Below are 14,638 nucleotides of genomic sequence, written 5' to 3'. Positions count from 1 at the left end.
GGCATCCGGACTCCTTGTGTCTCGTAATCGGGACGCGGAGAGTCCGGATGCATCGGCTGGGGTGAGAAGAACAAAGGCTGGAGCAGATCCTGCGTGAGGATGAAAAGCAAAAAAGCTACGACAAGGACACGCAAAACGGCGACATTGGCCGGAAGCGGAGAGGCGTTCAGTCGCCCTTGCCGCTGAAGGACCACGTCCGCACCGGGCCGACGTCCACGTGGACGAACTGCGACACGGGGTAGTAGCCGACGCCGCCGGCGTGGAAGCTCTCCGCCAGATCGCGCAGCTTCGCAGTCGCCAGGCCCGGCACCTTGATGTCGATCGCCCTGGCCTGTACATGCTGGCTGTTCTTCGCCACGCCGGTGTTGGCCGAGCGGCCGCGCAGATAGTTATTGCTCCACGGCGTCCGGTAGCCGCAGACGATGTCGATCACGCCCTGTGGACGACCCAGCTTCGCCATCATGGAGTGCAGCAGGTCGAACTCCTTCGGGTCGTAGTGGCTGACGTCGTTCGTCCGGTGGTCGCGCAGGAAATAGTTCAGCTTCGCCAGCGCCTCGGGAATGTAGGTCTCGCCGACCTTATAGACGATGTCGATATCCTCGCCCGTGTGCAGATGGTGGAGATGCAGGCTGTATCGCTGGCCGCTGAGGCTATGAATCGAAAGGCCTTTGCCCGCCACCTCATCCGTGCCGTTGGTCTCGGCCGCGTGTGCCGAAACCGCCAACATGCTGAAAACAAGAGCCGCCGCCACACGTCCGCACCACGCTAACCGCTGAATCATCGATACTCCCGGGGGTCTTTGAAGTCTGCATCAAAATCTCGTTCGGCAAATGCGATCCGCAAATCGCGATTCGATAAATTCAGTCTACCGGAGCCGGCCGCAGAAAAAAGAAGCGAGATGTAATATTCGTGTCACATCGGGCAACCCCATTCCATTTCCGGACGCCGCCGTTTAGTGGCAAGCTATGGATATGACTTTCGACCTCGAATCGCTTCGCGTCCTGGGCGCGTTGATGGAAAAAGAGATGACGACGCCGGAGAACTATCCTCTGTCGCTCAACTCCCTGATCTCGGCCTGCAACCAGCGCAGCAGCCGGGAGCCGGTGCTCGATCTGACCGAGGACGACGTGCGCCAGGCGTTGCATGTGCTGGAAGACCTTGGGCTGGTGACGCCGACCCGCGACTCACGCGTGCCGAAGTACGAGCATCGCGCGCGCACGGTCTTCAATCTGCGCCGCGACGAGACGGCGGTCATCTGCCTGTTGCTGCTGCGCGGGCCGCAGACGCCGGGCGAGATCCGCAGCCGGTCCGACCGCATGCACAGCTTCGACGATCTGGGCTCGGTGGTCTCCACGCTGGAGCGGCTTGCGAGCCGGCCGGCCGCTGGACCGGAGGCGAAGCTGGGCGAAGGTCCGTTGGCGGTTCTGCTTCCGCGCCAGCCCGGCGCGCGCGAGGCGCGATACGCGCATCTGCTGGGCGATCCCGCCACGCTGGCTGCGCACTCCGAGCCTGGTCCGGTTCGCGCGGAGCGTACGGCGCCTTCGCATTTGGAAGCCGAAGTGGAAGCTCTGCGCCTTCGCATTGAGGAGCTGGAACGGAGGTTGTCGGCGTTAGAATCGGGTGCGTGATGCGGCGGCCTCTGGGCTAAACTCAAGCCAGCGGAGCCGAGACGAATTCGCTTCAAACTGCGATGACGAACACCCCCCAATCCGCCACGACGCCCGACCTGACGCCCGATCTACTGCGCGTCCTGGAGACGCTGCCGGACGCCGTGCTGGTGCTGGACTTCGAGTGGCGTTTTGTCTACGCCAACCATGCAGCGCGCCGGATCAGCCGGCTCTCCGACGGCGAGTTGCCGCAGGCGACGCACTGGCAGCTTTATCCGCAGGCCGCCGGCACGGAGATCGAGGTTTTTTACCGCACGGCGATGGAGAGCCGCGTCTCCGCGCGGCGCGAGATCTTTTATGCGCCCTTCGATATCTGGCTCGACATCACCCTGCAGCCCGTCTCGCAGGGGCTCGCGCTCTACTACCGCGAGATCACCGAGGCCAAGCGTACGGAGGCCAGCCGCGAGGCCGCGCTGCGCCAGTTTCACCAGGTGCTGGAGGCTTCGACCGACGCGATCGTCTGCATCGACCGCCAGTGGAACTGCGTCTACGCCAACAACGTGGCGGCGCGGCTGCTGCAGGGCAATCCGGTGGGGAAGAACACCTGGAAGGATCTGCCCGGCAATCTGGAGGAGCCCTTTTATTCGAACTACTGGTCGACCATGGTGCATCGCACGCCGACCGAGTTCGAGGCTTACTATCCCGAGCCGCTGAACATCTGGTTCAAAGTCTACGCCCGCGCCTTCGACGAGGGCATCATCGTCTTCTCTCGCGATATCACCGCGGCCAAGCTTGCGGACCAGGCGCGCGAGGCCGTCGCCCGGCGGCTGCAGGAGGTCTTCGATATCACGTCCGACGGCATCGTCGCGCTGGACCGGAACTGGAACTACACCTTCCTCAACCGTCGGGCGGAGGAGTTGATGCCCGGCAAGCCCAACCTGCTGGGCAAGAACTTCTGGGAGGAGTTTCCGGCGGCGATCCACAGTGAGGCGGGCAGCTACCATCGGCGGGCCATGGAGGAGGGGATCGGCGCGGACTTCGAGACCTACTACGGCGAGCCGCTCTACCGTTGGTATGCGATCTCCACCCGCCCATCGGACGACGGCATCGTCTTCTTCTTCAGCGACATCACCGAACGCCGTAAGTCCGAGGAGACGTTGCGCAAACAGCAGGAGCTGCTGAACGAGGTGCAGCAGACCGCGCGCGTCGCGACCTGGGAGATGGATTTCATCACCCGTGAGCTGACCTTCGGCCAGGGTTCGTACCCGGTCTACGGTCTGCCGCTCGGCGAGATCGATTCGATCTCGAAGTTCTATAGTGTCATCGCGCCCCGGCATCATGAGCTGATCCGCGAGAAGGCGGCCGAGGCTGCCCGTACGATGCGACCGGTGACGATCGAGTTCCAGGCCCTGCCGCCGACCGGCGAGAGCATCTGGCTGGAGGCGCGGGCGCAGGCTATCGCGGCGGACGGCGCACCGCGCTACCTGCAGGGCATCACCTTCGACATCACCGACCGCAAGCGCGCGGAGGCGGCACGCGAGGCGGCGGCGCGGCAACTGCAGCAGGTCTTCGAGGTCACCTCGGACGCGATCGTCTCGCTCCATCGGGACTGGAAGGTCAACTACCTCAACCGGCGGGCGCGGGAGCTCATGTCGCGGGTGGACGGTTTGATGGGCGCGGAGTTCTGGCAGGTCTATCCGGAGCTGCTCGGGACCGAGTTCGAGCGGCAGTACCGGCGGACGATGGAGACCGAGCTGCCGTCGGAGTTCGAGGCGTGGTCGCCCGTTTCGGAGCGCTGGATCTCCGCCGAAACACGCGCCACCAGCGAGGGCATCGTGGTCTTCTTCCGCGACATCACGCAGCAGCGAGAGTCGGCGGAGGTGTTGCGCGAGCAGAGGGAGCTGCTCGCCGTCGTGCAGCGTGCAGCGCGCGCCGCAACCTATAACATCGACCTCAAGACGGATGTCGTGACTTTTGGGCCGGGCGCGTTCGAGGTGTATGGACATCCGTTCGCGGATTTGACGGACCTGGCCGCGTTCCGCAAGCTGCGTTCGCCGCGCCACAATCAGGCGGTGGCAGACGCCGTGGCGCTGGCCAAGCGGACGTTGCGTCCGGTCACGGTGGAGTTCGAGATACAGGACCGGACCGGCGAGCCGATCTGGGTGGAGTCGCGCTTCCAGGCGATCGCCGAGGACGGCGTGCCGCGCTATCTGCGCGGCATCGCGATCGACATTACGGAACGCAAGCGCAATGAGGCCGTGCTGGTGGCCAGCGAGGCGCGTTATCGCGTGCTCACCGAGCTGAATCCGCAGGCGCTTTGGATGGGCGACGCCCAGGGTAATATCACCTACGCAAACCAGGGCTTTCTGGACTATCTGGGCCGCAAGCTCTCGGATATCGCGGGGCTGGGCTGGCTCGACGGATTCCCCCCGGAGGAACGCGACCGCGTCGTCCAGGCCTGGACCCGCTCGGTCGAGACCGGCGCCGACTACGAGATCGAGGCTCCCATCCGCAGGGCCGCGGATGGCGCCTTCCGCTGGTGGAGCCTGCGGGCTCTTCCGGTACGCGACGAAGCCGGGGTCATCCTCTACTGGCTGGGTGTCGGCATGGATATCCATCAGGCGCGCACCGCCGCCGAGGCTCTGCTCGCGCAGCATGAGGAGACGGAACGCCAGCGCGCCGAGCTTGAAACCGTCTACGAGACGGCTCCCATCGGCCTTGCGCTCTTCGACCCGGTGGAGTTTCGCTACCTGCGGCTGAACGAGCGGCAGGCGCAGATCGTCGGCCTGCCTAAAGAGCAGGTGCTGGGCCGCACACTCACCGAGATTGCGCCGATCGAGGGTCTGCGGGAGATGTTTGAAGAGGTGGCTGCAGGTGCGCCGATCCGCAACCGTCTGCTCGAAGGCGCGGTGGCGTCCAGCCCGAACGAACATCGCTACTGGACCGTCAACTACTTCCCGGTCTACGGGCCGGACGGCAAGGTGCAGGCCATCACGGCGGCGTCGCTTGAGATCACGGGCCAGAAGCGGGCGGAGGCGGCTCTGATTCAGAGCGAGAAGCTGGCCGCGGTGGGTCGGCTGGCCAGCTCCATCTCGCATGAGATCAACAATCCGCTGGAGGCCGTCACCAACCTGCTCTACCTGATTGCGATGACGCAGAATCTGCCGGAGGACTTGAAACTCTACGTGCAGATGGCGCAGTCGGAGCTGGCGCGCGTCTCGCAGATCGCGACGCAGACGCTGCGGTTTCATCGTCAGGCGGTCAGCCGCACGAGCGTGGTCGCGTCGGAGCTGATCGGCGCGGTGCTGAACCTCTACCAGGGACGGCTCGCGAACTCGTCCATCAGGGTGGAGGCGCGCTACGACTCGCAGACCCACATCCTGTGCTTTGAAAACGACATCCGCCAGGTGCTGAACAACCTGATCGCCAACGCGATCGACGCCATGCGTAACGGTGGACGGCTGGTGGTTCGGGCGCACGACGAGGTGGACACGCAGGGCCGCAAAGGCGTACGCCTGACCATCGCCGACACCGGCCACGGCATGAGTCCGGAGGTGCTGGCACGCGTCTTCGAGCCGTTCTACACGACGAAAGATCTCAACGGAACCGGCCTCGGTCTCTGGATCTCGGAGGGGATCGTGCAGCGCCATCATGGCCGCCTGCGCGTCCGCAGCAGCGAGCACGCACGCCATCATGGCACGGTCTTCTCGCTCTTCCTGCCGTGCATCCCGACCGAAGACTGAGAGAAGAAGGGTATGGATTCGGTACGCATCGACAAGTGGCTCTGGGCCGCACGCTTCTTCAAGACGCGCACGCTGGCGTCGGACGCCTGCGGCATCGGCCGCATCGAGGTGAACGGCGCACGCGCCAAGGCCTCGCGCGATGTGAAGGTGGGCGACCAGTTGAAGGTGAAGAACGAGGCTGGCGAGTTTCAGATCGAACTGCTGCAGGTGACGGAGTCGCGCGGCTCGGCGGCGGTGGCGGCGACGCTCTTCCGCGAGAGCCCGGAGAGCATCGAGGCGCGCAGGAAGGCCGCCGAGGAGCGCAAGCTGATGCTCGAAATGGGCGGCATGGCCGAAGGGCGGCCGTCGAAGCACGACCGCAACGCGCTGAACAAACTGCGCGGGCGTATCCACCGGTTTTAGATTCAGGGGTTCATGAGCCGACAGCTCTCGAACACTCCTTTGCGTTTGCGTGTCTCGCCCATGAACCCTGCCAAACGCCTCTATCGCCGCGCTCTCCACGCCATCGACCGGCGCAGCCTGCCCACGGTGGGCGAGGCGCAGGCGATCGCTCATCCCTTCGACGCGGAGCATGGCGTCGACACCGGCGGCTACATCCCCGGCGAGACGCTGAGCGACGACCTCTACTCCACCGACTACTACGGCATCGCGCCGTCGGCCCTGGCGCTTGCGCTCGATCATCTCGCCGCGACCGGTATCGATCCCCGCCGCTTCACCTTCATCGACATGGGCTGCGGCAAGGGGCGCGCGATGCTCGTGGCCTCGCGGCTGCCCTTCGAACGCATCGCGGGGATCGAGCTCTCGGGCGAGCTTTGCGCCGCCGCTCGCGGGAACGTGCGGAGCTTTCAACCGCACTGGCCCGTTCTGTCGAGCTTCGACATCCTCCACGCGGACGTTACGTCCTGCGCGCTTCCCCAGACGCCGCTGGTGGTCTTCCTCTATCACCCGTTCCTTGGCCCCACGCTGCGGCAGGTTCTGCGCGGTTTGGACGACAGCGTCCGCGAGCATCCGCGCGAGGTCTACCTGCTCTACGCCAACCCGACGTACGACGCGATCATGGCGGAGTTCCCGTTCCTCGCGCAGCTCTGGTTCTACAAGCTGCCGCTCTCGCCGGAGGATGCGGCCGCCGATCGCCACGGCATCACGCACGAGACCTTCGCGCTCTACCGCCACGATCCGCGCAAATAAATTCACCACGCCGGCGGAAATAGGCGCATCCTAAGCTCCATGCCCAATCCGTACGACGCGATCATTATCGGAACCGGGGCTGGTGGCGGAGCGCTCGCGCGCGAGCTCGCCCTGGCCGGCAAGAACATCCTCATCCTCGAACGCGGCAACTTCATGCCGCAGGAGAAGCTGAACTGGGACACCTCGGCCGTCTTCCTCGACAACCGGTATCACACCAGGGAGGTCTGGCAGGATAAGGACGGCAACGACCTGCATCCGCAGCAGGCCTACTTCGTCGGCGGACAGACCAAGGTCTACGGCGCGGCCCTGTTCCGCATGCGCGCGGAGGACTTCGGCGTCATCCAGCACAAGGGCGGCATCTCGCCCGCATGGCCCATCGGCTATGCCGACCTCGAGCCGTACTACACGCGCGCCGAGGAGCTTTACCACGTCCACGGCGACCTGGGCGACGCGCCCTCGGTCCCCGGCGGCTACGGCAGCAGCTTCGATCCCACTGAGCCCTTCCACTCGAAGAAGTACCCCTATCCCTCTTTTGGCAACGAGCCGCATATGGCGTCGATCGAGGTGGCTGTGCGCAAGCTCGGGGTCAACACCTTTCCCATTCCACTGGGGTTGAAGCGCAACGCCGCCGATCCGCTCGCGTCGAAGTGCATCCGCTGCGACACCTGCGACGGCTACCCCTGTCTTCTCCATGCCAAGTCGGATGCCGACATCAACTGCATCCGCGAGATCATGCACCTGCCGAACGTTACGCTGATGACCAACTCGCGCGTGCTCTGGATGTTGACGAACTCGACCGGCACGGCGGTGACGGCGGTGGAGGTGGAGCATGTCGGGCCGAACCACGTCGGACAGCAGAAGGGAATTGCGCGGTATGAGGCCGGCTTCTTCTGCCTGTGCGCCGGCGCGGTCAACTCGGCGGTGATCCTGCTGCAGTCGACCAGCGACAAGCATCCCCGCGGGCTGGCGAACAACTCGTCCGACCAGGTGGGTCGCAACTTCATGTACCACCAGGCGGACGCGCTGCTCGCCATCTCGACCCAGAAGAACGACGACAGCTACACCAAGACCTGGGGGACGAACGACTTCTACCTCAAGGACTCGGACCCGGCGTACCCGTTCCCGCTGGGACAGGTGCAGCCCGTGGGCAGCTTCCACTTCGAGATGATGAAGGGCGACGCGCCCGCCTTCACGCCGGGCTTCGTGCTCGAGACGATGAAGCAGCACGCGGTGCCGTGGTGGCTGACGACCGAGGACCTGCCCGACCCGAATAACCGCGTCACGGTCGAGAGCGCCGCGCCCAGCTCCCTGCCCAGCCCGCAGCCCGGCCTCTTCGGGCCGCATGGCTCGGGCGACACCGGGTTGGTGAACGAGGCTGGCACGGTGCCGATCGCCGCGCCGCGCCACATCAAGCTGAGTTACACGCCCAACAACGTCGAGAGCTTCGACCGGTTGAAAGACCGCTGGGTGCAGGTGTTGAAGGAGGCGGGCCACGCCACGACCTCGCTGCCGCTGCATGCGTACTTCAAGAAACGCATCCCGCTCGAAGGCGTCGGCCACCAGAACGGCACGTGCCGCATGGGCAGCGATCCGCATACCTCCGTCGTCGACGCCAACTGCAAGGCGCACGACCTCGATAACCTGTACATCGCCGACGCGAGCGTCTTCGCCAGCGCCAGCGCGGTGAATCCTTCGTTGACGATCATCGCGAATGCGATCCGCGTGGCGGATCATCTGCTGGCGGAGCGGCTGCGGTGAGCCCGTGCACCTCCCCGATCTGTCATCCTGAGCGGAGCGCAGCGTAGCCGAAGGACCTGCTTTTCGCCTGGAGAGCCTCGCCAGCCCGGGCGAAACGCGGGTCCTTCGACTACCTCTTTCGCGATGAAGCTGCGAAAGACTCCGCTCAGGATGACAGCGTTATGGTTGGATGCCTCTAAGCACCCCCCTCACCACACTCGCCACGTCCCAACCCTCTCGCCACTGGGATAAACTTGCGAGGTTGACAGAGGGTTGGGACGCGGCATTGAGCACGACACAGAGACGAGCCATCATCATCGGCGCCGGCCCGGCGGGTTTGACCGCTGGCCTTGAACTGCTGCGCCGGACGGACATTCAGCCGGTACTTTTAGAGGCGAGTGAGGAAATTGGCGGCATCTCGCGCACCATCCGGTACAAGGGCAACCGCATGGACATCGGCGGGCACCGCTTCTTTTCGAAGTCCGACCGCGTCATGCAGTGGTGGATGGACCTGATGCCTCCCGGCGCGGGCGCGCATGGCGAGACGATCAGCTACCAGGGCAAGGCGCGCGCGCTGGCCGTGCCGGCGCACCTGCCGGAGGAGCCGGTGCTGCGCGGCATCGGCCCCAAGGACCACACCGCATCGGCCGAGCGGCCCGCCTACAGCCCGGAGCTGAAGCCCGAGGCGCTGGTCGTCGCCGCGCCGCCGCCCGATCCGGACCTCATCATGCTCATCCGGCCGCGCAAGAGCCGCATCTACTATCTGCGCAAGTTCTTCGATTATCCCATCACGCTGACCGCGACGACGATCCAGAACCTCGGCCCGGTGCGGATGGCGAAGGTCGGGACCAGCTACCTGCTCTCGCGCGTGAAGCAGATCTCGCCCGAGAACAGCCTCGAAGACTTCCTCATCAACCGCTTCGGCCGCGAGCTCTACCTTACGTTCTTCAAGAGCTACACGGAGAAGGTGTGGGGCACGCCCTGCGACCAGATCTCGGCCGAGTGGGGCGCGCAGCGCATCAAGGGTCTCAGCCTGACGACGGCCCTCAAGCACTTCGTCAAGAAGACCTTCAGCCCGAAGCCCAAGGCCGCGCCCGGCAGCGAGGACGTCGCCCAGAAGGGCACCGACACCAGCCTGATCGAGCGCTTTATGTACCCGAAGTTCGGCCCCGGCCAGTTGTGGGAGCATGTCGCCGAGCTGATCCGCGCGGGCGTCGAAGGCCCGAACGGCCAGGCCAGGGGCGAGATCCACATGGGCTGGAAGGTCGTCGCGATCCATTGCGAGGGCGCCCGTGTGACCAGCATCGACGCAGTCAACGACGCGGGCGAGACCCAGACCTTTACCGGCGACTATTTCTTTTCGACCATGCCCATGCGCGAACTCATTCAAGCCATGGACGCCCCTGTTCCGGCGAACGTCCGCGAGGTGAGCGACGGCCTGCAGTACCGCGACTTCATCACCGTCGGCCTGCTCGCCGACCGGCTGAAGGTGAAGGAGATCGACGGCGGCCTGCTCAAGGACACGTGGATCTACGTGCAGGAGCCTGACGTGCTGCTGGGCCGGCTGCAGATCTTCAACAACTGGAGTCCGTATCTCGTCTCCGATCCATCGAAGGTCTGGATTGGCCTCGAATACTTCTGCTACGACACCGACGACCTGTGGAAGATGGAGGACGAGGCCCTGAAGCGATTCGCGATCGCCGAGGTCGCGAAGATCGGCATCCTCGAAGCCGGCGCGGTCAGTGACGGCCACGTCGTGCGCGTGCCCAAGACCTATCCCGCGTACTTCGGAACATACGAGCGCTTCGATGAGCTGCGCGACTACACGGACTCGTTCGAGAACCTGTTCCTGGTCGGCCGCAACGGGATGCACAAGTACAACAACCAGGACCACTCCATGCTGACGGCGATGTCGGTCGTCGACGGCCTCGCCGCCGGCCACGTCGACAAGCCGTCGCTGTGGAAGATCAACACCGAGCAGGAGTATCACGAAGAAAAGAAATAAAGGAAGAAGAGAAATGAAGAAGATTCTGCTCCTGCTGGTCGCCGCCGCCATCGTCTTTGTCATCGTCATGAAGCTGCGGCTCTACATCCGCGACCCGCTCGCGAAGGTCGAGCGTGACGATATTGCCGTGAACGGCGACGTCCGCGTGATGATCAACTATGCGAACGACGTGCTGCTCGAAGACCTCAGCCACGGCCAGCACCGCATCTACCTGGTCCAGCACTGGAACCGCACGCCGGGCGTGCCGGTGCGTCCGCTGCAGTGCCTGCAGGGCGTCGTCTGCCTGACGGATGCGGAGCAGACCGCGGTGACGCCCATCGCCGGCGCCGGACGCGGCGTGTCGATGAGCGACACGCTGGTGCAGTTCGTCGATGAGAGTGGTTCGAAGGTGAAGATTACGCTGCGGTAATTTTCAGCACTTTACAAACTTGTCTTGCTCGCAGGCGATTTGACGTTTACCGTCTGCCGGCCGGCAATCGACATGCCTGTCGTCCTTCGCTACTCTCAGGATGACAAGCGTTTGGGCCGGTGCTAAAGCCGTGCCGTTAAAAAGACGATCTACAAACAGGGCGACCTACCAACAAGACCAACTGCGAACCGAACAAGACGAGCCCGCCCCTTGAAAATTAACACTCTCCCCGGATAGTGGTAGCCCCTGACACCCCGGAGTCTGCGAAGCTGGTGTAGAGCCTCTCATGCGCATACTTCCCCTGCACGCCCGCGTCCTTGCCCTTCTCCTACCCGCGCTCCTGCTGGCTGGCTGCGGCGACGGCGTGACCACGGCCGGCTCCGGCGCGACGATTATTCCGCCGATCCTGATCGGTACGGCCAGTTCGCTGCCCGGCGCGCAGTTGGGAATGTTCTATTCGAACCAGTTTCAGTTTTCGGGCGGCAGCTCGCCCTATACGGTCTCGATGACCGGCGGTACGCTGCCTCCGGGGCTGTCGCTCTCAAGCCCCGGCAATCTTTCGGGCACGCCCAACACGCTCGGCACATACAGCTTCAACTACATCGTGAAGGATTCGAGCGCGACCCAGCTTTCGGCGACCGGTTCGGCGACCGTGACCGTCTCGGGCGTCGTCGTACAGGTGAACACCGCGCAGACGCTCGCGGTCGTACCCGCCACCGGCTACGGCCTGCACACCTCCGCCTACGACACCAGCCTGGCCGATACGGCCGCGCTACCCGCGCTTTTGAAGAACACCGGCGTCGCCATGCTGCGCTACCCTGGCGGGTCGTACTCGGACAACTACCACTGGGCGCAGTACGCCATGACGCCCATCGCGGCGTCGGACCCCGGCGCCTGCGGCATCATCTCGAACGGCTATCTTGCGCCCGGCAGCGACTTCGGCGCCTTCGTCCGGACGATGCAGGCCTCGGGCGCGCAGGGCATCATCACGGTCAACTACGGCTCCAGCGTCGCGAACTCCCTTGGCACGGTCTCGACCAGCACCTACCAGACGCCCACCTGCTCCGACCCCAACACCTACGGCCAGCCGCAGGAGGCCGCCGCCTGGGTCGCCTACTCGAACGGCAGCCCGTCGAATACGCAATCCATCGGCATCGACGCCGCGGGCTTCGACTGGAAGACGGTCGGTTACTGGGCCACGATGCGCGCGGCCAAGCCGCTGCCGGTCGACGATGGCTTCAACTTCCTGCGCCTCGGCCTGACCAACCCCATCGGCATCAAGTACTGGGAGATCGGCAACGAGATCTACTACAACGGCTACGAGACGGAGAGCGTCGAGAGCGACCGGCACGCGCCGTATGTTTACCCCGATGGCTACAGCGCCACCGCCGTCGCCAACCCGCGCGTGGGCGATGCGCGGCTCTCGCCCGCGGCCTATGGGACGAACGCCATCGGCTACATCCTGGCGATGAAGGCGGTCGACCCGACGATCAAGATCGGCGTCGTCACCTCGAACGGCATCGACCCGGTGCCCTCGACCTTCAACCCGGCGGTGCTGGGCGCGGTCTGCGGCGGCACGAACTTCGACTTCGCCGTCATCCACTACTATCCCGGCACGTACAACGGCGTCACGGCCGCGCAGATGCTGAGCTCGCCGCAGGGCGACCTCGTCCCCATGGTCGCCAACCTGAAGAAGCAGCTTGCACAATACTGCCCGTCCAACGCCGCGAACATGCAGGTCTTCGTGACCGAAACCGGCCCCAACGGAACGATCCTGCCGGGCACGCCGGCCGCCGTCGAAGGACTCTACGCCGCGCACGACACCCTTACGTCGCTCGAAGCAGGCGCGTCCAACATCGAGTGGCTGGAGCTGCACAACGGGACCTATCTTGCCGAGGGCACGGAGGCCACCGGCCCCGCGTACTACGGCCTGGAGTTGGCGCACATGCTCGCCGGCGTGGGCGACGCGTTGGTCGCGACCACCTCCACCAGCAGTTCGGTGGTGGTGCACGCCTCGCTGAAGGCCAATGGCCAGAAGGGCGTCATGCTGGTCAACTCCGACCCCGCGAACGCCGTTGCGGTGCAGGTGTCGGTCTCCGGCAGCACACTGGGCGCGACGGCGTCGCAGTATACCTATGGCATCAATACGGTGCAGGGTTCGCCCACTCTGGCGGCGGCTACCGTCTCCGTGGCCAACGGGAATACGGTGTACGTGATGGTGCAGCCTTATAGCGCGACCGAGCTGATTATTCCGTAGGGTTTTGGACTCTGCACAAAATCTCGTCATCCTGAACGTAGTGAAGGATCCCTGTATTGGCTTTCGTCTTTGCCGTTGCTCTCGCTTGAACGAGAACCAAGGCAAGTGCAAAAGCCAATACAGGGATCCTTCGCGTTGCTCAGGATGACGAGCATTTTGGGTGGGGCGCCCACGGGCCGCGTAGTTACAGATTCTTCAACGCCGGATACACCTCGCGATACCGCGGATAGGCTGCCTGCATCGCCGCCGCATCCTTCGGTTCTATCGTTGCCGCGGCGCGAATCGTCGCCGCGCAGGCCGCCTGCACGGTAGGCCACGCGCCGGCGCCCGTTCCTGCCAGCAGCGCCGCGCCGAAGGCTCCGCCCTCCTCGGCTTCGAGCAGCTCGACCGCGTGGTTGTAGACATCGGCCTGAATCTGCCGCCATAGCGGACCCCGCGCGCCGCCGCCGCCCAGACGAATCTTTTCGACCGGAATTCCCAGCTCGGCGAAGAGCGTGAAGGTGTCCTTTAAGCTAAAAGCAACGCCTTCGAGCACCGCGCGGACGAAGTGACCCAGCGTATGCGACGCCGTGATGCCGGTGAAGGCCGCGCGCGCCTTCGCGTCGAGATGCGGCGTGCGCTCGCCGAAGAGGTACGGCGTCCACAGCATGCCGTCCGACCCGGCGGGGACGGCTGCGGCCAGCGCGGTCAGCTCGTCGTAGCTGTGCTTCGGGGCGAAGGTGTCGCGGAAGAAGCGGAAGCTCAGACCCGCGCCGTTGGTTACGCCCATCACGTGCCAGATGCCCGGCGCGGCGTGGCAGAAGGTGTGCAGCCGGCCCTTCGCGTCCTTGGTCGGCGCGGCGGTCGCGGCGAAGACCACGCCCGAGGTTCCGATCGTCGACGAGACCGAACCCGGTTCGAGAATCCCCATGCCTACCGCGCCGGCGCCCTGATCGCCCGCGCCCGCGACGACCGGCGTGCCGATGGCGAGTCCGGTGGCGGCGGCGCCCTCGGGCGTGATGTGCCCGCAGACCTCCGGGCCCTCGAAGAGCGGCGGCAGCCACGACATCGGGATGCCTGCCGCCTCGGCGACTTCAGAAGACCAGCGGCGGTTGGTCACGTCGAGCAGCAGCGTGCCCGATGCCTCCTGCATATCGATCGCGTACGCGCCCGTCATCTTGTAGCGGACGTAGTCCTTTGGGCACATCACCTGCGCGATTTTGGCGAAGATCTCCGGCTCATGCTCGCGCACCCACAGCAGCTTGGTCAGGGTGAAGTTCGGCAGCGCGGGGTTGCAGGTCAGCTCGATCAGCCGCTCGTAGCCGATCTTTTCGGTCAGCCAGTCGCACTGCGGCTGCGTGCGCTGGTCGCACCAGATCAAGGCCGGACGCAGGACTTTGCCGTCCGCGTCGAGCATGACGCAGCCGTGCATCTGGCCGGTCAGGCCGGCGGCCTCGACCGTGATGCCTTCGGCCTTCGCGGTCGCCATGACGCCCGAGATGGCGGTCTGCGCGGCGCGCCACCAGTCGTCGGGATCCTGCTCGGCCCAGCCGATCTCGGCCGAATGAATCGGCGCATGCTCACACGCCACCGAAGCCGCCACGCGTCCCAAACGATCTACCAGTACGGCGCGGGTGCCGCCGGTGCCTACGTCTACGCCTAAGAACATGTTTCCTCCTGAAACGAGGTTTGGATTCTGGATAGGTCCGGGCT

10 protein-coding genes are annotated in these 14,638 nt (G+C 64.9%); 8 read left to right on the top strand and 2 right to left on the bottom strand.

Annotated elements, in window-relative coordinates; all coding sequences use genetic code 11:
* Window positions 1-166: 166 nt before the first annotated feature.
* Window positions 167-781 carry a peptidoglycan L,D-endopeptidase MepK gene (locus CHB87_RS01795; protein WP_089406664.1) on the bottom strand — a complete coding sequence of 205 codons (615 nt, stop codon included), beginning with the start codon at window positions 779-781 and terminating at the stop codon, window positions 167-169.
* A gap of 184 nt (window positions 782-965) precedes the next feature.
* On the opposite strand from CHB87_RS01795, the gene CHB87_RS01790 reads away from it, so the two are divergent.
* From CHB87_RS01790 to CHB87_RS01755, 8 genes are all read left to right on the top strand, one after another.
* A complete protein-coding gene (locus CHB87_RS01790; protein WP_089406663.1) occupies window positions 966-1,628 on the top strand; it encodes a YceH family protein in 663 nt (220 codons plus the stop codon).
* A 62-nt stretch (window positions 1,629-1,690) separates the two neighbouring features.
* Window positions 1,691-5,350: a PAS domain-containing protein gene (locus CHB87_RS01785; RefSeq protein WP_089406662.1), complete on the top strand. Its 3,660-nt coding sequence runs from the start codon at window positions 1,691-1,693 to the stop codon at window positions 5,348-5,350.
* 12 nt (window positions 5,351-5,362) lie between these two features.
* A complete protein-coding gene (locus CHB87_RS01780) occupies window positions 5,363-5,752 on the top strand; it encodes an RNA-binding S4 domain-containing protein (RefSeq protein ID WP_089406661.1) in 390 nt (129 codons plus the stop codon).
* Between the two features lie 12 nt (window positions 5,753-5,764).
* The gene (locus tag CHB87_RS01775) at window positions 5,765-6,538 is read left to right on the top strand and encodes a class I SAM-dependent methyltransferase (RefSeq protein WP_142988160.1); all 774 of its coding nucleotides are present in this window, start codon (window positions 5,765-5,767) and stop codon (window positions 6,536-6,538) included.
* Window positions 6,539-6,577: 39 nt separating this feature from the next.
* Window positions 6,578-8,296: a GMC oxidoreductase gene (locus tag CHB87_RS01770; RefSeq protein ID WP_089406659.1), complete on the top strand. Its 1,719-nt coding sequence runs from the start codon at window positions 6,578-6,580 to the stop codon at window positions 8,294-8,296.
* 265 nt (window positions 8,297-8,561) lie between these two features.
* Entirely contained in the window at window positions 8,562-10,280 is a 1,719-nt protein-coding gene (locus CHB87_RS01765) for an NAD(P)/FAD-dependent oxidoreductase (protein ID WP_245817763.1), read from the top strand.
* A 13-nt stretch (window positions 10,281-10,293) separates the two neighbouring features.
* Complete coding sequence (locus CHB87_RS01760; protein WP_089406657.1) at window positions 10,294-10,689, top strand: hypothetical protein; 396 nt, start codon at window positions 10,294-10,296, stop codon at window positions 10,687-10,689.
* 286 nt (window positions 10,690-10,975) lie between these two features.
* A complete protein-coding gene (locus CHB87_RS01755; protein WP_089406656.1) occupies window positions 10,976-12,946 on the top strand; it encodes a putative Ig domain-containing protein in 1,971 nt (656 codons plus the stop codon).
* Window positions 12,947-13,130: 184 nt separating this feature from the next.
* Here CHB87_RS01755 and xylB read toward each other — a convergent pair whose 3' ends face one another.
* Window positions 13,131-14,594: a xylulokinase gene (xylB, locus tag CHB87_RS01750; RefSeq protein ID WP_089406655.1), complete on the bottom strand. Its 1,464-nt coding sequence runs from the start codon at window positions 14,592-14,594 to the stop codon at window positions 13,131-13,133.
* Window positions 14,595-14,638: the final 44 nt, after the last annotated feature.

The sequence above is a fragment of the Granulicella rosea genome (assembly GCF_900188085.1).
In the GTDB taxonomy this organism is placed as follows: domain Bacteria; phylum Acidobacteriota; class Terriglobia; order Terriglobales; family Acidobacteriaceae; genus Edaphobacter; species Edaphobacter rosea.
This window is presented reverse-complemented; position numbering and strand designations above follow the sequence as displayed.